This is a genomic window from Bowdeniella massiliensis (assembly GCF_023634005.1).
GTDB lineage: Bacteria > Actinomycetota > Actinomycetes > Actinomycetales > Actinomycetaceae > Bowdeniella > Bowdeniella massiliensis.
In genome coordinates this window covers 1-18,992 of the sequence record NZ_JALIQR010000002.1, presented here as the reverse complement: position 1 = coordinate 18,992, position 18,992 = coordinate 1, and the positions used below count along the sequence as shown (strand labels likewise).

General features: G+C 62.6%; 15 protein-coding genes and 1 tRNA gene. 9 read left to right on the top strand and 7 right to left on the bottom strand.

Translation table 11 applies throughout. From position 1 onward, the window contains the following. Nucleotides 1-49: 49 nt before the first annotated feature. On the top strand, nucleotides 50-682 hold the full coding sequence (locus MUN85_RS01285) for a thymidine kinase (protein WP_250505034.1): 633 nt from the start codon (nucleotides 50-52) through the stop codon (nucleotides 680-682). Here the strand turns inward: MUN85_RS01285 and MUN85_RS01280 are convergent. From MUN85_RS01280 to MUN85_RS01265, 4 genes are all read right to left on the bottom strand, one after another. Further along, the gene (locus tag MUN85_RS01280) at nucleotides 679-1,161 is read right to left on the bottom strand and encodes a hypothetical protein (protein WP_250505033.1); all 483 of its coding nucleotides are present in this window, start codon (nucleotides 1,159-1,161) and stop codon (nucleotides 679-681) included. The two genes, MUN85_RS01285 and MUN85_RS01280, sit on opposite strands and share 4 nt — an antisense overlap. Before the next feature lie 774 nt (nucleotides 1,162-1,935). Beyond that, the gene (gene nhaA, locus MUN85_RS01275) at nucleotides 1,936-3,336 is read right to left on the bottom strand and encodes a Na+/H+ antiporter NhaA (RefSeq protein ID WP_250505032.1); all 1,401 of its coding nucleotides are present in this window, start codon (nucleotides 3,334-3,336) and stop codon (nucleotides 1,936-1,938) included. Between the two features lie 130 nt (nucleotides 3,337-3,466). Next, on the bottom strand, nucleotides 3,467-3,874 hold the full coding sequence (locus MUN85_RS01270) for an FKBP-type peptidyl-prolyl cis-trans isomerase (RefSeq protein WP_092563958.1): 408 nt from the start codon (nucleotides 3,872-3,874) through the stop codon (nucleotides 3,467-3,469). 8 nt (nucleotides 3,875-3,882) lie between these two features. After that, nucleotides 3,883-4,797 carry a Bax inhibitor-1/YccA family protein gene (locus tag MUN85_RS01265; protein ID WP_250505031.1) on the bottom strand — a complete coding sequence of 305 codons (915 nt, stop codon included), beginning with the start codon at nucleotides 4,795-4,797 and terminating at the stop codon, nucleotides 3,883-3,885. A gap of 249 nt (nucleotides 4,798-5,046) precedes the next feature. Between MUN85_RS01265 and MUN85_RS01260 the strand changes: the two genes are divergently transcribed. Genes MUN85_RS01260 through MUN85_RS01245 form a run of 4 tightly spaced genes read left to right on the top strand, consistent with a single transcriptional unit; the run spans nucleotide 5,047 to nucleotide 8,914 of the window. Beyond that, a complete protein-coding gene (locus MUN85_RS01260) occupies nucleotides 5,047-5,940 on the top strand; it encodes an ATP-binding cassette domain-containing protein (protein WP_250505030.1) in 894 nt (297 codons plus the stop codon). Then, on the top strand, nucleotides 5,937-6,749 hold the full coding sequence (locus tag MUN85_RS01255) for a hypothetical protein (RefSeq protein WP_250505029.1): 813 nt from the start codon (nucleotides 5,937-5,939) through the stop codon (nucleotides 6,747-6,749). Before MUN85_RS01260 ends, MUN85_RS01255 begins: the two co-directional genes overlap by 4 nt. Before the next feature lie 36 nt (nucleotides 6,750-6,785). Beyond that, entirely contained in the window at nucleotides 6,786-8,177 is a 1,392-nt protein-coding gene (locus MUN85_RS01250) for a sensor histidine kinase (protein ID WP_250505028.1), read from the top strand. A gap of 35 nt (nucleotides 8,178-8,212) precedes the next feature. Beyond that, nucleotides 8,213-8,914 (top strand): response regulator, encoded by a 702-nt coding sequence (locus MUN85_RS01245; RefSeq protein WP_348647922.1) that lies wholly within the window; start codon nucleotides 8,213-8,215, stop codon nucleotides 8,912-8,914. A 690-nt stretch (nucleotides 8,915-9,604) separates the two neighbouring features. On the opposite strand, the gene MUN85_RS01240 is transcribed toward MUN85_RS01245, so the two are convergent. Both MUN85_RS01240 and MUN85_RS01235 read right to left on the bottom strand, forming a co-directional pair. Then, nucleotides 9,605-10,363 carry an ABC transporter ATP-binding protein gene (locus tag MUN85_RS01240; protein ID WP_250505027.1) on the bottom strand — a complete coding sequence of 253 codons (759 nt, stop codon included), beginning with the start codon at nucleotides 10,361-10,363 and terminating at the stop codon, nucleotides 9,605-9,607. Further along, complete coding sequence (locus tag MUN85_RS01235) at nucleotides 10,357-11,391, bottom strand: hypothetical protein (RefSeq protein WP_250505026.1); 1,035 nt, start codon at nucleotides 11,389-11,391, stop codon at nucleotides 10,357-10,359. The genes MUN85_RS01240 and MUN85_RS01235 overlap by 7 nt, the downstream gene beginning before the upstream one ends. A gap of 440 nt (nucleotides 11,392-11,831) precedes the next feature. Here MUN85_RS01235 and MUN85_RS01230 point away from each other — a divergent pair, with 440 nt between their 5' ends. Continuing rightward, a complete protein-coding gene (locus MUN85_RS01230; protein ID WP_250505025.1) occupies nucleotides 11,832-12,020 on the top strand; it encodes a hypothetical protein in 189 nt (62 codons plus the stop codon). Between the two features lie 310 nt (nucleotides 12,021-12,330). Here the strand turns inward: MUN85_RS01230 and MUN85_RS01225 are convergent. Then, a tRNA-Leu gene (locus MUN85_RS01225) sits at nucleotides 12,331-12,404 on the bottom strand. A gap of 238 nt (nucleotides 12,405-12,642) precedes the next feature. On the opposite strand from MUN85_RS01225, the gene MUN85_RS01220 reads away from it, so the two are divergent. The 3 genes from MUN85_RS01220 to MUN85_RS01210 all read left to right on the top strand — a co-directional run. After that, nucleotides 12,643-16,842 (top strand): LamG-like jellyroll fold domain-containing protein, encoded by a 4,200-nt coding sequence (locus tag MUN85_RS01220; RefSeq protein WP_250505024.1) that lies wholly within the window; start codon nucleotides 12,643-12,645, stop codon nucleotides 16,840-16,842. A 99-nt stretch (nucleotides 16,843-16,941) separates the two neighbouring features. Further along, the gene (gene nhaA / locus MUN85_RS01215; protein WP_250505023.1) at nucleotides 16,942-18,372 is read left to right on the top strand and encodes a Na+/H+ antiporter NhaA; all 1,431 of its coding nucleotides are present in this window, start codon (nucleotides 16,942-16,944) and stop codon (nucleotides 18,370-18,372) included. Nucleotides 18,373-18,796: 424 nt separating this feature from the next. Continuing rightward, nucleotides 18,797-18,992: hypothetical protein (locus MUN85_RS01210; protein WP_250505022.1), on the top strand; the 196-nt coding region annotated here is incomplete at its 3' end.

Sequence of the window (18,992 nt, the reverse complement as noted above, 5' to 3'; positions counted from 1 at the left end):
GCCGGTACACTGGGGCCGACGCCCCACCCTCACGATCCAAAGGACGCCCGTGGCCAAGCTGTATTTTCGCTATGGAGCGATGAACTCCGGCAAATCCACTGCCCTGCTGCAGGCCGCCTACAACTACGAGGAACGTGGCCAGCGCGTCCTGCTCGGCAAGCCCCGCATCGACACCAAGGGCGAGGACACGATCGTCTCCCGCCTCGGGGTCGCCCGCCCCGTGGATTTCCTTCTCGGCCCCGACGACAACGCCCGCGAGATCATCTCCGCCCTCGCCGCCGGCGACGCACCCGATACCCTCGTCCCGCACGTCGACATCGCGCCGCTCGCGTGTGTCCTTGTCGACGAAGCCCAGTTCTTCACCCCGGGGCAAATCGACGATTTCTTGCGCATCGCGATCCTCGATAATGTTCCCGTCCTCGCCTACGGCATTCGCACCGACTTCCAGACGCGCGCTTTCCCGGGTGCCCGCCGCCTGCTCGAGATCGCGCACAGCCTAGAAGAACTCAAGACGATCTGCCGCTGCGGCCGCAAAGCCATGTTCAACGGCCGACGAATCGGCGAGGATTTCGTCTTTTCCGGCTCCCAGGTCGCCATCGACGGGGTCGACGTCACCTACGAATCGCTGTGCGCCCAGTGCTACCTGCGCGAATCCGGCGGCGAGCTCGAGCCCGGCGCCTAGGGCGTCGGCACCAAGATATCCGCGAGCGCCGCGAGCAACGGGTGCGAGGTCACCGGCTCATCGAGCAGAGGGTGGGAGCCATCCGGCCATAATTTCGGCGGCTGCCCCGCAGCGCCCCACACGACCACGCCTTCCGAGCTCAGCGGTTGATCATCGCGCAGCACCCTCGCCCTGCGGGCACGTACCTCGCCATCGTCGAACTCAAGCGGTGGCAGTTCCAACACGCGGTACGTCGTCCCGTCAGAGACTAGGTGGACCGACACGAGCCCCGCCAGGCTCGGGATGACAATGGGGTCGTCGTTAACGAACACCCGCGGAGTTCGGATCTGAGCCAACTCCCGGGCAATAGCATCCGAGACGTGCTGAAGCTGCTCGGATGCGCGGATATCTCCGAGCCGCCTCACGCCGTGCAATCCAAACTCATATTCGCCCCCGATGATTGGATCGGACCAGAGCTCGTTGTAGGCGATGATGGTCATTCCCCACGTTTCGGGCGCGATCTCCTGCCACCCAACTGCCGGTGGCCGAATACCTCCCGACGGCAGCCACGACGCAGTACACTCCAAGCCACCATGCCAAAACATGGGACCGACGGTGTCGCCATTGCTGAGTGCGACAGCAAGCATTCCGGCTGGCAATGCACACGCCGGTCGGGCGTGATCTCTGTCGAGTTGCTCGGAGCGGACCGGCCACACAACCATCTCTGCATTAATCACGAGTCTCTCCTTGCAGTTAGTCAAGATGAGCGATAACTCCATTAGCCCGAACTGAAGCAATCCTCTCACCGCGGGGGGACTTAAGCTTCCAATAACTGCCTCGATGCCCGGCGTGATCTCGTTCGATCCGCCAGCCCTGGCCCTTAGGCTCACGCCATCCGTTTTGGATCTTCACGGTGAACACCTTGAGGTTGACCTTCCCACCCACCAACAACCGAACAGGTATCCTGCTCGTCCCGCATTGGAGCTCAGCATCTGGCCGACTACTTGATGATGTCTGCGCAAGAGGAGCGACAGACATCGGTGCACAGTGGATTGGACCAGCCGGATCAATTTCCTTGGCGTGAACCGCAGCCGGAACGAACGCAAGTAGCGCCCCCACTATCGCAGCTAAAAACCTCTTCATGAGTCCCCCTGTCTTACAGCCAGCCACACCGTATGACCCGCTTCGCGCCAGTATTAGGGTCAACTCAAGCAATTGTCAATAGAATTTGTTACCCCAGTCACTCCCGGGCCCGCGTGCGAACTGATGATCGGCTAGCTGAAACGCGGGGCACGGCGCTTGCGGGTGCGGATCGCGGCCGCTTTCCGGCGCACCCTGCCCGTATGGCGCCCGAATCGTCCCGTCGTATGCGGCTTCCCACGGCCCGAATCGCCACCGCGGCTCAGCTGCTTGCGACGGCGCGTCAGGAAGAACGCACCAAGCATGCCCGCCAGGAGCGAGGCCACCATGACGCCGAACTTGGCGGCATCGACGGCCGGGTCGCCGGGGAAGGAGAGCTCGGAAATAAGCAGGGAGACGGTAAAGCCGATACCTGCCAGGAAGCTGACTCCGAGCAGATCTGCAATATTGACACCGCCGCCGGGCTTCAGCGGCGTGAAGCGCGCGAAGAAGACTACGCCGCCATAGATGCCGATGAACTTGCCGAGCACGAGGCCGGCGATAACGCCGATGGCGGCGGAGTTCGTCAGCATCTGACCGATCCCCCCGGCGACGGTGACGCCCGCGGCGAAAAAGGCGAAGACGGGCAGCGCGAAACCGGCAGAGATCGGGTGGATGGCGTGCACGAAGCGGTGCGTCATGGAGTCGTCCTCATTCCCGCGCATCTTGGCCGGCACCGCCATACCCAGCAGAACGCCCGCGACGGTGGCGTGCACTCCGGAGCGGAACATAAAAACCCAGGCAATAAGTGCGAGCGGGATGAGAATCCACCACGAGGTCACCCGCCGCTGGACGAGGACCGCGAAGGCCGCGATCACGAGGAAGGACAGCCCCAGCGCCGCGAAGTCCACGCGGTCGGTGTAAAACACAGCGATCACGGTGATCGCGAGCAGGTCATCGACGACGGCGAGCGTCAGTAGGAAGACGCGCACTCCGGGCGGCAGCCCCTTGCCGAAGATCCCCAGCAGCGCGACCGCAAAGGCGATATCGGTCGCGGCCGGGATCGCCCAGCCATTCCCGAGTCCCGAGTTCGTCATCTGCTGCACGAAGGAATACAGCAGCGCCGGCACCACCATGCCGAGTACGGCGCAGATCATCGGCAGTGCCGCGCGCTTCGCATCACGCAACTGCCCGGTGACAAACTCGGTCTTGAGCTCGAGACCGACGATGAAGAAGAAGATCGCGAGCAACCCGTCGGCGGCCCAGTGCGCGACCGACATCTTCAATCCGAGCGACTCCGGGCCGAGGTATGTCCCGGCCATCTGGTGATAGCTGTCGCGAAATGGGCTATTCGCCCACAAAATTGCGAGCACCGCTGCCGCGAGCAGCAGCATGCCGGAGCGGGTTTCGTTTTCTAAAAACTCGCGGATGCGCGCGCCCGCGTGCCGGCGCGGCGGACGCAAGCGCTGCGGTGGCGGGGCCGTCTGAACGGTGGCGATGTTTGCCGAAACATCGATATCGGGCGACGGGCTCGCAGACGTATCGGGATGAGACACGGTACTCCTGGGTCGGACTTGGGTGATGTGTGCCGACCAGACTTCCCGGCGCTCCAGGAAATTACCCTAACAAAATCCGGCTGGCGCCGCCCTGAGCGGTGCCAGCCGGATTCAGCTGAGCGGTGTGAGATTATTCCGCGTCGAGGATATCCACGACGAAGACCAGCGTCTCATTCGGGCCGATGCCCGCCTGCGGCACGCCGGCCGGGCCGTAGGCCAGGTGGCCGGGGATCGAGAGCAGGACGCGGTCGCCGATCTTGCGGCCGACGAGGCCCTCATCCCATCCGGCGATGACCATGCCGACGCCGATCGGGAAGTCGATCGGTGCGCCGCGATCGTAGGAGTTGTCGAAGACTCCACCATCCCAGGACTGGCCGAGGTAGTTCACGGTGATCGTCTGGCCCGCGGCGACGGTCTCGCCGTTGCCTTCTTCCAAGACGAGAACTTCCAGCTCGCGGGGAGCCGGGCCGCCGGGGAAGGTGATCTCGGGCTTGTCGCCGAACTGGCCGGAGGCCGTGGGCAGGTTCGTGTCAGTCATATCGCTCCTTAGTTATTGCGCAGGATTGCGAGCAGGCGCAGGAATTCGAGGTAGAGCCACACGAGCGTGACCGCAATACCGAAGGCTGCGGCCCACGAGTACTTCTGCGGCACGCCGCGCTGAACGCCGCGCTTGATTGCGTCGAAGTCGACGATCAGGGAGTAGGCGGCCAGCACAACCGCGAGGACGCCGACGATGATGCCGAGCGGAATTCCCATGATCGTGGCGCCGCGCAGGCCCCACGGATCGGTCGTGACGCCGGTGAACATCAAGACGAGGTTCACGAGGCTGAAGGCGAGGTAGCCGAGCATCGCAAACATCAAGATCCGCACCGACTTTGCGGTCACGCGCACCATGCCGGAGGCGTACAGGCCAAGGCAGACGAGGAACGTCACCGACGTGGCAAGCACGGCCTGCAGGACGATGCCGCCCCACTGCGACTCGAACATGGCGGAAATGCCACCAAGGAACAGCCCCTCGGCGACCGCGTAACCCATGATGAGCAGCGGCGAGGGTTCCTTCTTAAAGGCGTTGACGAGACCGAGAACGAGGCCAACCACGAGGCCGAGCATCGTCAGGCCCATGTTCGGGCCGAGCACAAGCCAGTGGATCGCGGCGGTCAGCACGATCGTGCCGATCACGACGCCGGTCTTCATGATGGCGTCATCCAGCGTCATGCGCCCGGTATCCATCGGGCCGGCGGCCGGCTGATCGTAGGAGTGCTGCAGTTCCTCTGCGCTCATCGGCTGTTGGGCATAATCCTGGCCGCGGTACTCGCCGTAGGCCGGCTGCTGCTGGCCGGGCGCGGTGGCCTGTGACGAGCCCGGGGTGTAGCCCGGCATCGTCGGGTAGCCACCCGGGGTGCGGTCAAGCTTGGATTTTTCGGCGAACACTGGATTCGACGAAAAGTATGGATTGGACATCTTAATCCTCCTAGTCGGGGGCGCCGGGTGCGGCGTCTACCGGCTCTGTCCCTAGTCTACGGGCGCGAACAATCTGGAGCTAGCAAGCTTTTTCGCTAAGCGAACATCTGGGGGAAATCTCCTCCTTGCGTAGGACACGCGGCGCCCGCTCCTCCCCACTACTACCCTGAGGTGCTTTCCGAGCTTTCGCCATCTCGACGGATCCGGTCCGCGAGGACGATTCCTAGGCTGGACTTAGGAGGAAAGACCATGATTGAAATCCGCAATCTCACCAAGATCTACGGCAATGTCCGCGCGGTCAACGACATCTCGGCGATAATCCCGCCGGGAAAAGTCACGGGCTTTGTCGGCCCTAACGGCGCCGGCAAATCCACGACGATGCGCATCGCGCTGGGCCTGGACCGCCCCACCTCGGGCACCGCCACCATTAACGGCCAGCAGTTCGCGGACTCGCCCGCGCCGATCTCGACCGCAGGCGCACTACTCGATGCCCGCGGAATCCATCCCGGACGCAAGGCCCGCGCCCACCTACGCGCGATCGCCGATACCCACGGCGTCTCGGGGGCCCGCGTCGAACAGGTCCTCGACATCGTCGGTCTGCGCTCGGTCGCCGACCGCCGCGTGGGCACGTTCTCCCTCGGTATGGGCCAGCGCCTCGGTATCGCGGCCGCAATGCTCGGCGATCCGGGCGTCTACCTACTCGACGAGCCCGTCAACGGCCTCGACCCGGCTGGCGTGCGCTGGATCCGTCACCTCACCCGGTCCTGGGCCGCCGAGGGCCGCACCGTCCTCGTCTCATCCCATCTCATGAGCGAACTTGCGCAAATCGCCGACGACGTCCTCGTCATTGGTCGCGGCAGCATCCTCGCCCACGCCCCTACTGCCGACGTCATGGCGGGCCGCGAGCAGGTCCGCACCCGCGTGGTCGCCTCCGACATGGACGCGCTCCTTGCCGCTTTGAAGCACCCATCCATCCACGACGGCGTCATCGAAGGTCTTGACGCGCGCACCATCGGTGATGCCGCTGCCCGCGCCGGCATCGCACTGTACGAACTCACACCGCTGCACTCCTCACTGGAAGACGCCTTCTTCTCGCTGACCGACGATTCCGTGCAGTTCTCAACCCCGGAGGTATCCAAGTGAGCACCGCGAACGCCATCTCCACGATCGAAACCGCCGCCAACTTCTCTGTCGCACCACGCGTGAGCTTCCCACGCGTCGTGCGTAGTGAATGGCGAAAGTTCTTATCGCTTCGCTCGCTCGTCATTACGACCGGCATCTCGCTACTGATCGGGCTCGGCCTGCCGGCCCTCATCACGTTCACGATGCCGAGCGAAAGTGATCCGTCGGTCACCTCCCACGTGGCACTCCAGGCCTCCCTGCAGTTGCAGGCCCTCATCCTGCTCGCGATCGGCGTTCTGGTCATGTCAACCGAATTCACGAAGAACGCCGCCATCACGACGTTCGTCACCGTCCCGCGTCGCCTCATGGTGTTTGCCGCAAAGGCTCTTGTCGTCGTGGGCGTCGTGCTCGCCAATTGGGCTGCCACGGTCGTAGCCGCACTCGGTTTCGGGCTGCTTCGCTCCGGCAATTCCGCGGTCACCGACGACATCGCTGCAGTCAGCGGTTGGGCGATCGTCTACTTGCTGTTCTTTGCGCTGCTCGGCTTCGCCCTCGCGGCGATCCTGCGGTCGTCGGCGGGTGCGATCACTTCGGGCGTCGGGCTGATCTACGTGTTGCCCCTCCCGATCATGATGCTCTCGAGCCGCTTCGAGTGGCTGGGCCCGGTCACGGAATACATGCCCCTGATGCTGACCAACCACCTGCTGACGCCCGCAGTTTTCGCGACCTCGCCGGTGAGCCGCCTCACCGCCGCGCTGCTCCTTGCACTGTATGTCGCGATAGTCGCTCTCATCGGCGCCATCTTCGTCAAGCAGCGCGACATCAACTAGCCGACCGGCGTGGCTAAGCGCCCTAGGCTAGTCAGTATGAGACTGCGTCCAATCCCCCACCCCCGAGCCATCACTGGTTCGGGGGTGGACGACGTCCTGGTACTGGGTGATGGTGCTCCCCGCCGCGGTTCGCTGCGGCAGTTTCTGCGTTCTCACCCGTGGCTGACGGACATTTCCATCGCGCTGCTCTACGTCGCGGCAACCTTCAGCTCCGACACCCTACGCCTTCGCGGTCTCGCGCTTGCCATCACCGTCATCTACGTCGTCATCATGGCGGTTGCGGTGGCATTGCGACGCTGCCAGCCGCTCGGTTTCCTCGCCGCCGCGGTGCTCGTCCCGATCCTCTACCAACTCGCACTCACGGCGGCGCCTGGTGCGGGCACGACGACGGCCGCTCGTACGGTCTTGCACCTGCAAGTCAGTGGCCAAACCCTGTCCCAGCCGTACACGCCCTACATCGATCTGGCGGCGCTATGCCTGGCCGTCTTTACTGTCGGCTCCGAATGCGCGCTGCGGATTTCTCTACCCGCGACGGCCACGACGCTGCTCGCGACGACGGGCGTCGCCTATATCTGGGCTGCGCGGGAAGTCTTCGGCCTGCTCGTCCTCGTCGTCTGGTTGCTGCTGCTCATCGCCTACCTCATCGGCTCCAATATTCGTTCCTCCCGGCTGCGCATGGCGGAACTCGAAAACCGCGCCCGCCAGCTCACGCTCGAACATGAACAGCGCGAGCAGCTTGCCGTCTCCCAGGAGCGAAACCGGATCGCGCGCGAGATGCACGATGTCGTCTCCCACTCGCTGTCAGTTATGGTGACCCTTGCCGAAGGCGCAGCCGTCGCCCTCGAACGCAATCCCGACATGGCGAAAACGGCCGTCACCCAGCTCGCTCAGGTCGGGCGCGACTCCCTCCAAGATGCCCGCCGCCTCGTCGGCGTGTTGCGCCAGGATGCCGCGAGCGCTCCGACCCTGCCGGGGCAGCCGGCCGCCGATGCCGAAGACGATGTCCCCCGCGAGCCACAACCCGGTGAGCACGACGTCCGCCGCCTCGTCGCCTCCTACAAGCGCGCGGGGATGCCCGTCACGCTCGAGGAATCAGGCCCGGAACTTCCTCCGGACCCGGGCCTGCACTTGGCCATTTACCGCATCGTGCAAGAATCCCTCACCAACGTCCTGCGCTATGCCCGCACCTCCAAGCGGATCTCCGTCACGCTCTCGCGTTCCGGGCGCGATATTGTCATCACCATCGAGAACGACGCCGGCGACGGCCGCCAGGTCATGCCGGGCTCGGGCAAGGGCGTGATCGGCATGCGCGAGCGCGCCGCCGTCTACGACGGCACCGTCCACGCCGGCCCGACGACCAAGGGCTGGCAGGTGCGCGCCACCCTGCGGGTGCCAGGCCAACCCTACACCTGGTCCTCTCCCATTTAGACTGACCAGTACCACCCCATGCAAAAGGAGCACCCGTGACCGCCGAGGAATTCGACGCTGAGAACGATTCCGTCATCCGCGTCCTCATCGTTGACGATCAAGCCCTGCTACGCATGGGCTTCGCGATGGTCCTCGACGGCGCCGACGGCATCGAGGTCATCGGTGAGGCCGCCGACGGGCGCGCCGCCATCTCCCAAGCCAAGGCCCTCTACCCCGACGTCGTCCTCATGGACGTGCGCATGCCCGAGGTCGACGGCATCGAAGCCACCAAGCAGATCGTCGCGGCGCTCCCCCACACCCGGGTCCTCGTCCTGACGACCTTCGATCTCGACGAATACGCCTTCGCCGGGCTGCGCGCCGGGGCCTCCGGCTTCCTGCTAAAAGACACCCCGCCGGCTGACCTCATCACCGCGATCCGCAATGTCGCCTCCGGCGAAGCCGTCCTCTCCCCGCGCATCACCTCGCGCATGCTCGAGCTGTTCGGGGAGAAACTCCCGACCGAAGAAGCCGCAGATTCCGCACACTCCGCCGCGATCAACTCCCTGACGGTGCGCGAACGCGAAGTCCTCGAACTTATCGCGACGGGTGCCTCCAACGCAGAGATCGCCTCCGAACTCTTCGTCTCGGAGACCACCATCAAAACCCACGTCGGTAACCTGCTGGCAAAACTGGGTCTGCGCGACCGTGTGCAGGCCGTCGTCTTCGCCTATGAAAACGGGATCGTCACGCCGCACTAGTAGTGGACGTTATCGATATGGTCCTACTTGCTGCTCGTTAGGTAGCACTCGGAATACAGTCTCACCGCCTCACGGCGCGATTCCAGACGGTCGTGACAGAACTGCCCGTGAGCAGGAAGCCGACCGAGAAGATCGTTATCGTAAGAATCCAACTGGCTGGGCCAACCGTTGTCAGATTAGCGGGATTCCACGAGGTGTGCACACCGTCTGAGGACACCCAAAAATACGTGATGAAAGGTACGAACAATACCGGAACTACCCACGAGTAGTTATGTCCAAAAATAAACCTACCGATAAGCGCGGCACCGCCGAAAAACACGGACACTCGAGCCAAAACTGTCGCCAGAAAGAACGCAGCTGAAGATAGTGAGCCAAGTCCAACGAGTATCGCAGCGCTCGCAATGGTGGCTGCAACAATAGTCAGGATAGCAACCAAAGCTCGCTCTGCTACACGTAACCGCTCACCAGCCAGCCGCTCAATATCTGGCGCGACACTCCCGGAAGAAACTCCGATTGCACACCCCATCGCAATTGGGACAAGTAAGACGACCGGTGTCACCGCTCCACCTCGGCCTTCAAACCCATACTCTGAAGAAACCGAAACAGCTACCAGGATACCGGTGAGCATCAGTAGTGACACCGCAATGTGCACCCGACGCGTCAATAAGAACAACACATTTGGGCGGAATCTCATTCTTGAACGCGCTCGATCACTGATAGAAATCCACTTTCGGCATGTTCCATCGTAGATGCATCATCAGTCAATATCGAGAGTGCAGCCAGTTCATTTACCGATCCTTGGAAACAGACCCGCCCGTCCGATAGGACAACAATGCGGTCCCCCACTGTCACAACGTCCTCAATCAAATGAGTGCTCAGGATAATTGTGAGATCGCGAAGGCTATCGAGCAGTCGTCGAAAATAGATTCGCTGTTCTGGATCTAGACCCACAGTCGGTTCATCGAAAATGAGAAGTTTGGGGCTACCAACGATTGTCGCTGCAATTGCAGCTCTCTGTTTCATTCCACCGGAAAGAGATCGGATCTTTCGCGATGAGAGCTCCGTGAGATCTACAAACTCTAACGCCGCCTCAATTGTCCCAATATCGGTGGGCGCTTCGCGCAACCAAGCCGCATATCGAACCAGATCCGCAACCGAAAAAGTCGGGTCGGCAACAAAACCCTGAGGTAGGTATCCAATACTTCGACGAGCTTCTCGAAGTGCCGAAGATCCCCTAATCCGCGTTCCGTTAATACGCAACTCTCCCTGCTTTGGCAGCATCTCTGTTGAGAGGGTCTTTAACAAGGTCGTTTTTCCAGCGCCGTTGCGCCCGAGAATCGCGGTGACGCCGGGGGTGAAACGCAGATTTACCTGATCCAGGACAATTCGGTTCCTATATCCCTGCACCAAGTCACTGGCTTCTAATATGACCGATTCTTCGCTCAGCATTCTCTACCTGAATTCCATGTACTCTTAATCCAGTCCAGTTGTTGATCTTCAGGAAGCTGCCAGGCCTTCTCTGCAAGCTCGCGAATCTCCTCATCCCGAGGATCGGTCGACTGTATTGACGCGCCGCGTTGAGACCCGAAAATAAAGTTGGTCATTGCTTCTAGCGCTGCCCTGGATGTTACATATGAGTCTGCTGTGTTCGGACTGTGCTCGGGCGAGCAGCCCGCTGGAGGGAGGGCATTCGCTAAGCCATAGGCCATTTCTTCCGCAGCTAGCCACATCCCGTCGCCGCCGCCTAGAGGACGTATGGCAATACGCGGATCGGGTACATTCAAACCAGGTTCCGTAATCACCATATTCCTTTCGCCATCGAGATGCTCATTTAGAACGCGAAGTCGCTCAGCAAATTCCGCCAATCGAGGCAAATAATGCTGGTCTCCGGGCCAGACGCACACGGTGTACGCAGCAGACTCATCACATATCCCAGCATCGGGACTGACTCTCTCGACTTGCTTCGGCTCTCCGGCTGAAATCCAGGTCCCCACGAGTGCAATCGCCGCGGATGAAGCCCCTAGTATCCTTCCAAATGCGCGCACTCTATACCGAGCAAGAAAAGTCACAGCGCACGCAGAAAACACCAAGGTTACGACGATGACAACTAAAACGGTCACGCTGTCATGGGAAACCATCAACCACTCTCGCTTAGCTGGAGGAATTGGCGAGCCAAAAAGCGAGTACAGGAGACCAAGCAGCACTCCAAGAATGAGTGTCGCGATACGCGATTGGGCCAACGCTCCAATCGTGACACCCAGCGCGCAACCGCCGATGAGGAGAACCGTGTTCAGCGCAATGTACTCCGGAGATAATTCGCCATATTTGGCACCGAATTGGGCGGCACCAATAACTATCAACGATGGCAGAATCGAGGGGAGGATAGCGCCATAAGTCAAAATCGCAGCAAAAGGAGCCCCTGCCGTCTGCCATAACGGCCGACCACTACAACGGCCTATTAATGGCAGGGAAGTCAACCTGCGTGCATACTCACAATCCGCAGCGCCAGCCACAACCAGCGCACCAAAATATATAGTCGGGAGACTAGCCCAAATTGATGCTTGAGAGAGCGAATCCATCCACCGACTAGTTGACGAAAGTGCCATTGCTGTGGAGGCTAGACTCACTAATAGTCCCCACCAGAGCATCCTACTTCGGCGAAGCTCTACAGCAAACCCAGTCAACATTCTCGTCGCTCAACAAGTCGGCGCTGGCTTACCGCGAATGGGCGAGTTGCAAATCTATCCAACACAGGCGGAACTAGCGTGCGCGCGTCTCCGCCTTGTTTACTCCCAACACGCATTCAGCAGGACTCACTCCTGATACGGTAGAACCTTTTCCGACCCACTGCCACACGCCACGGATCGTAGGCTGTGCAGTACACCATCCTTGCGTTTGGTAGCTTGCGCTTTGCGAAGTGTTAACACAGCTCGTCGAAAACGCAGTGTTCCACCATTTCGCCGTGCACCCATTGATTGTGTTTCCGGTCCCTGCACCGAAAGCCGCCGTGGCGATTCCGGCGGCGGCCAGCAACCCGACCGCGAAGCTGGAGATCGTTCTTGTTAGAACTCTTGACATTTCTATGACCTTTCTGAAGTCGATCTAAATGATGTGTCGCACACCATACTAGCAGGTTTATTTCTTGGCGCCGCCGCTGGGCGCATACACATGAATTTGCTGTGTCCTCCGGACCTGGATTTAGGCCGATACGCGTCATGAAACACCTCGAAATCCCCGACTCTATGTCATGACACAGCATGCAAGGCGGGGGTTGTACTAGTTCCCAGGCTGACGAAGAACCGCGACATGACCGAATCACCAATCCCGCAGGAACGATAGCGCCCAATTATGACCCAAAGGCCATTAGCAACAACAGTTCACCTAGAAAACTGCGTCATAATGCGAAAAAGCAACGGTCCCCCCGGTGGGACTCGAACCCACACTGGACTGATTTTAAGTCAGCTGCCTCTGCCGATTGGGCTACGGGGGGCGAGATAAGCGTAGCGCTCGCGGACCTAATCGTCACAATGGCCTGCCCCGACGGCCAAACCCAATCACGCCTTCCTAACTAGAACGCACTCATGAGTGCACACTTGGGCAGCGTCACCAACCGTGCATCGATCGGACATTCGATCTCTCTCGTCCGTTTACGTGGACGATGCCACATCTGCCTAGCGTGCAATGGAGACAATTCGTCGTTCTCCCCTCGGGATTTCTGGAAGGCTCCCATGCACACATTTGCTCCTCCACTGTCCGCGATGCGCGCGCTCATCGCAGGCGCTGCCGCCGTTGCCCTCGCGCTCCTCGCGCTCATTTCTCCCCTACTGCGGGCGCATGCGACTCCCCTGGCGCCGCCTGCCGAAACCGTCTCCGCGCCCGATGTCCTCGATGTCGACTTCGCACGCAAAACGGCGAGCGACGCCGCCCAGGGATTCCACGCGAAAACGATCGGCGGCGCGGCATTCCTCGCCGACCCGGATCTTGGGCACACGGTCGCAACGTTCGATGGTAACGACGATGCGCTGCACTACGAGAGTTTCGCTCGCGCCTGGACGGATGACGCACTCGTCCGCCCCACCACTGCCTTCACCCAGCAATGCAAGTTCCGCTACACCGGCGGCGAAGCACCCGCAGATCCCCAGTTCGTGTGCCGCGTCAATAACACGGGCGGCTTTGCCATCTACATCACCGGCACCGAGCTGACCGCCAACTTCCAGTCCACCACCAAGAACGATTGGATCGGCAGCCAATACAAGCCCGGAGAATGGGTCGACGCTGTCCAAACCTACGACGGCACGACGTGGGCGCTCTACCTCGATGGCAAACTCGCGACGACGAAGAAGCGTGATGGCCAGGTCCGCGTACCGAGCGCGGGTAATCGCGCCTACACCCTGGCAGATTCACCGGTGAATAAGGACTGGAACTTCGAAGGCGATATCGCGGCGACCCGTGTGTGGAGCCGTGCCCTATCGGCGAGCGAAGTCACCGCCCTCGCTGCCGGCAACGTCGCCCAGCCGGATACCGGTTCCGCGAAAATCGTTCCGGACGCCAATGTGCTCGATGTGGACCTGAGCCGAGGCACCGCAGACGATCAAGCCCAGGGCCTCGCCGCGAGCGCCAAGGGTAAGGTCGCGCTCGTCGAAGACTCCGAGCGTGGCACCATCGCCCGCTTTGATGGCGTCGATTCGGCCTACCACTATGAGGACTTCCCCAAAGTCTGGACGGATGCCTCCTACACCCGCCCAACGCAGAGCTTCACCCAGCAGTGCACCTTCAAATACACCGGCGAGGAACCGCCCTCGGGCCCGCAGTACGTGTGCCGCGTCAATAACCCCGGCGGCTTCGGTTTCTACATCGACGGACCAGCCCTGACGGTCAACCTCCACACCGATAAAGACAACAACTGGATCTCCGGCACCTACGCCCCGGGCGACTGGGTCGACGCCGTCCAGACCTACGACGGCGAACTGTGGACCCTGTACATCGACGGCGAGGTTGCCGCGACGGCCAAGCGCACCGGCAACATCCGCGTGCCCAGCGGAGCCTCGCAGAAATACACCCTCGGCGACGCCCCCGCGAACGCCGCCTGGTTCTTCGAAGGCGACATCGCGGCCTCTCGCGTCTGGGACACCGCCCTCACGCCCTACCAGGTCAAAGCCCTGCACGAGGGCAGCGCGGACGTCCCAGAGGTCGACGTCGTTGACACGACCCCAGCACGCGGCGCCCACCTGACCTCCGAAGTTGTCTTCGACGTCCGTGTCACTGGCGCCGAGGCTGCTCGCAACTGGAGCTACACCCTCGACGGCGAGCCCATCTCACCGGGCACAAGGATCGGTGCCGATCTTGCTGCCGGCGCTCACGAGATCGTCATTACCGCCGTTGGTCCACGCGGCGAGAACCTCAAGTGGCGCATCCCCTTCACCTCAGAAGCAATGCCGACGGGCGGCGGGATCGACACCGGTCAAGGTCAGGGCACCGTCACCCTGTCCGCCATTGCTTCCAACCCGCACGGCGGCGACGTTACGACGACCTTCAACGAGGCCGATATCTCCCTCGCCCGCGATGGATTCCAGGGTGTCATCCCCGCCATCCCGGAAACGCTCGACTTTGACTACACCGACGGGAAGGAGCTTTCGGGTGAGCACGGGCCCGATGGAAACCTCCTCGAAAGCCCCGTAGCCTCCGATCGCCGGCTCGTCTTCCAGCGCTTCGATGTCCCCGTTGAGCCCGGCGCCACCCATCGCGACGTCGTCTGGAATGGGCTTGCCGATCCGCAACGCAGCGTGAGCCTGTGGGCCTGGCACGACGAGCGAGCGGAATGGGTCAAGCTCACCTCCGCGCGCGGTGCCGCCGAGGGCGACACCCATCTGCGCGGCAGTCTGCGCGACGGATTTCATACCGGCGGCACCCTGCGCCTGATGGTGATCGGCGAGGACCCCTTCGCGGACGACCTCTCGCCGCGCGATAAGAGCGCCAACCTGCCCGAAAACCGCGATCACTTCGAAGAGCCGACGGACTACGATTTCGCCCTCGCGCACATCAGCGATACGCAGAACATCGCGCAGATCGTCGGCAACGTGTGCCCGCAATACAACCCCAAGGCCGAAGGCGTCATGCGCCAGGCCTACACCGATCTGACGACGTGGATCGCATCCAATGCCAAGGATCGCAAGATCGCCTTCACAGGTCACACCGGCGACATCATCGAAAGCAAGATGACGTCTTACCCCGCGCTGTGCGCCAAAAACGCTGAACAGGTCACGGCGGAATTTGAGTTCACGAGCGAGATGCAACGCATCCTCGATGACGCGGGCCTTGTCAACACCGTCTTGCCGGGCAACCACGACAATACCAACGGCACCGACAACGGCCCCGACACCGAGTTCAACTCATTCTTCGGCGCCGACCGCTACTACGAAGCCGCCAAGGCCTGGCCCGAAGGCGCCTCCTACCACCCGTGGGACGAGGAACTGGACGAGAATGGCACCGTCGTGAAGGCCGGCAAGGACAACGACAACCACTACGTCCTGTTCAGCGCGGGCGGACTCGACTTCGTCGCCGTCTCCCTGGGCTTTATCGTCACCGAAGAAGAAGCTGCGTGGGCGAGCTCAATCTTCACCAAGTACGCCGATCGCAGCGGCATCTTGCTCACCCATGCCTACCTCGGTGCCTCCTCGCAACCTGATGGCCGCTCGGCGAGCTACACCGCCGACGGCGGACTGCTCTCAAAGCAGGTCGTCGACACCAATCCCAACGTCTTCCTCGTGCTCGCCGGGCACGTCCACGGGGTCGGCACCAACGTCAAGGGCGATGCTGGCGTCAGCATTGACCGTCGCCACGGCGTCGTCGAGATTCTCGCGGACTACCAGGAATACCGCGTACCTGCCGGGAAGGTCTGGCCGGACAAGCTCGCGTCAGACGGCACCATCGACCTCGACGGCGACGGCAAGGCGGACTATAAGGAGGGCGACGGCATCATTCTTGGCGCAAGCTTCCTGCGGCTGCTGCAGATTGATACCAAGTCCTCGACGATGTCGGTCGATACCTATTCGCCGTACCTCGATAACTTCGGCGCAACCGAGTTTGACCGCTCGAATCGCTACAACGGCGCCGAGGACAACTTCACCGTCCCGATCGACCTGCCCACCCGCACGACGTCGATCGCAACCGATGGCCTCGCCGTCGTCACTCCGACGGACCGCGTGATTGGAGAAGCGACGGCGAAGTCGGGCTGGCCCGCGAGCGTGCAGTGGTCGGGCCTGAGCGAAGGTGAGCTGTACGCGTGGACGGCCACGAGCCGCGACGCCTCCGGCACGATCCTCGGAGAAGTACACCAGTTCGGCGGGATCTTCCGCGCCACCGCGGCTGGCACCGACACCGAACCACCGGTTCTCAAGGTTCCGGGCGCCGTCAGCATCGTGGCGGGTGAGAGTTTCGATCCGCTCGCCGGGGTGTCCGCACTCGATAACACCGACGGCGACATCACCGACCGCATCCAGGTGACTGGCAGCGTCGATACCGAAACTCCCGGCGCTTACGCACTGCACTACCTCGTCGCCGACGCCAACGGCAATCAAGCGACGGCGCTGCGGGCAGTGACCGTGACGGAGGCCGACGTCCCCGACCCAACTCCTGGCCCCACCGACCCAACGGATCCGACGCCTAACCCCTCCGACCCAACGGATCCGACGCCCGACCCGACCGAGCCCACGGACCCCACACCCGGGGTACCGGGAACACCTGGCGGACCCGGTGGCGGTAGCGGACCCGGTGACGGCGGCGCACCCGGCGGCGGTCACCACGCGCCCCGACTGCCGGTTACGGGCGCCGATGGGACTGCCGAGTTGCTCGCGGCACTGGCGGCGCTCGTGGCCGCAGGCGGCGCGATGGTCCTCGCGGCGCGGCGCGGCGGACTCGTCCGTCGCTAATCGTCACACGCGCCACGATTCGGAAAATGCGGCCGGGCGGGCCCCCGAGCGATACCCTGGCTTCAATCGCCTCATTGTCGCCCTCGAAGGTTCAACGCCATGCCAGATCCGGTCCGCCCGCCGCATCCGAAGGGTTACCGTCGCGCCCTCGGCCTGTCCCAGGTGGGTGCCTCGCCCGACGCTAACCCGGTACGTATCCCGTTCCGGGGCGAGGGAATCGTGCGCTCCTCGCGCGCGAACTCGCCGGGCGCGCATGGCTTCCAACGCCCCCGCAACCTCGATCGCAGGCGCCGGCGGCTGCGCCGCTACCAAAGCGAGTTGCGGATCGGGCCGAAGGGCGTGCGCGGGTTCCTGGAGTCGATCCCCTCGCGGCTGCACCACGAGCCCACCGCGGGCATGGTGTTGCTCTTCGGCGCGGTCCTTGCGCTGCTGTGGGCGAACTCGCCGTGGCGCGCGACCTACCACGCCATCTCCGAGTACACGATCGGTCCCGCCTCGCTGCACCTGAACCTGCCGATTGCGCACTGGGCGTCCGACGGGCTGCTCGCGATCTTCTTCTTCGTCGTCGGCCTCGAGCTCAAGACGGAATTCGTCACGGGTGCGCTGCGCGATCTGCGCCAGGCGATGGTCCCCGTGCTCGCCGCCGTCTTCGGCATGGTGGGACCGGCCGTCGTCTACGTCGCAATTCAACTCGCCACTGACTCCGACGGCCTGCATGGCTGGGCGATCCCCGTCGCGACGGACATCGCCTTTGCTGTCGCGCTCCTTGGCATCTTCGGGCGCGGCCTCCCGCCCGCGGTACGCACCTTCCTGCTGACGCTTGCCGTCGTCGACGACTTACTCGGCATCATCATCATCGCGACGTTCTACACCGAGTCACTGAACTTCCTTGCGCTGCTCGGCGCCTTCGCCGTCATCGCCGTTTTCGCGGTTCTCGTCAACCGGCGTATCACCTCGCCGCTGCTGCTCATCCCGCTGGCACTGCTTGCGTGGGCGCTCATGCACATCTCGGGCGTGCACTCCACGATCGCCGGCGTACTGCTTGGCCTCATGGTTCCCGCGACGATTAAGCGTGGCGAGCACGAGGCGCTCACCAACCGCTGGGCCGAGCGTTTCCATCCCTACAGCGCGGGATTGGTGCTGCCCGTCTTCGCGTTCTTCGCGGCGGGCGTCACCCTGATCGAGGGCTCGGGCACCCTCGCAGATATCTTCCTTGATCCCGTCGCCCTCGGCGTCATCCTTGCGCTGCCGTTCGGCAAGCTCATCGGCATCTGGGGTGGCACTGCACTGCTGGTGAAGAACACGCCGCTGCGCCTGGGCGGCGGAGTCGACCTGCCGGACCTCGTGGGTGTCGCGCTGCTCGGCGGTATAGGCTTTACCGTCTCGCTGCTCATCGCGGGACTCTCCTTCGGCGAATCGCCGCACACCGATCACGCGAAGATCGGTGTCATCGTCGGCTCGCTCCTCGCAGCGATCCTGGGCGCGCTCGCGCTCAAGCGCCGCGTGCGAACCGCCGTCCGTCGCGGTTAACCCCCTGCCCGCGACTAATCTGCCTGCTCGCGAAATAAGACATACCTACCGCACAGTCCAATACCGCTAAGGCGGATAGCCCAACGATTCGCAATTCAGCGAGTTCCGCCCTTGGTTCGTCTTCCGCGCCGTCCTTGCCCGTCTCCCGCTTCCACCCGTACCTGTGTACTCCTACCCCCTCACCGCTCTGACGGCAGCGCCGTCCCCGCTCAGACGCCCGCATCGGGTCGCAAATCCTTGTCTTGACCTCGTTCGCCTGGCCGTCGTCTTCCACACCCTGCCTCCCGACGCCTCTCGCATCCCGGTTTTCGGGGGTCCAAGGATTTTGGGTGTCGACGTGCTGGTTTGATCGTGGTCAGTCGCCTGCAGCACCGGCAGCAGGCACAGATCATCCACTCACTGATTGGCTGGAGGGAGGCACATTATGGAACTCACGTCACTGTTCGAAGCGGCTGGTCTTGATGTGCCCACCAGCCACCCCGCTGCCGGTAGCGCTCCGGTCGTGTCGGAAGGCCTATTGAATCTCGGGATTGGGATCCTCGCGGCAGCGGTCGAGAACGGTGTTGACCTGCCGGAGGCGCTGCATAAGTTGATCGCGGCACGCAACATCGAACGCGCCT

What these genes read in the sequence shown, in the direction of transcription:
- MUN85_RS01280 (WP_250505033.1), bottom strand. Translation starts at nt 1,161, where the DNA reads ATGACCATCATCGCCTACAACGAGCTCTGGTCCGATCCAATCATCGGG.
- MUN85_RS01270 (WP_092563958.1), bottom strand. Translation starts at nt 3,874, where the DNA reads ATGACTGACACGAACCTGCCCACGGCCTCCGGCCAGTTCGGCGACAAG.
- MUN85_RS01265 (WP_250505031.1), bottom strand. Translation starts at nt 4,797, where the DNA reads ATGTCCAATCCATACTTTTCGTCGAATCCAGTGTTCGCCGAAAAATCC.
- MUN85_RS01260 (WP_250505030.1), top strand. Translation starts at nt 5,047, where the DNA reads ATGATTGAAATCCGCAATCTCACCAAGATCTACGGCAATGTCCGCGCG.
- MUN85_RS01250 (WP_250505028.1), top strand. Translation starts at nt 6,786, where the DNA reads ATGAGACTGCGTCCAATCCCCCACCCCCGAGCCATCACTGGTTCGGGG.
- MUN85_RS01240 (WP_250505027.1), bottom strand. Translation starts at nt 10,363, where the DNA reads ATGCTGAGCGAAGAATCGGTCATATTAGAAGCCAGTGACTTGGTGCAG.
- MUN85_RS01220 (WP_250505024.1), top strand. Translation starts at nt 12,643, where the DNA reads ATGCACACATTTGCTCCTCCACTGTCCGCGATGCGCGCGCTCATCGCA.
- nhaA (WP_250505023.1), top strand. Translation starts at nt 16,942, where the DNA reads ATGCCAGATCCGGTCCGCCCGCCGCATCCGAAGGGTTACCGTCGCGCC.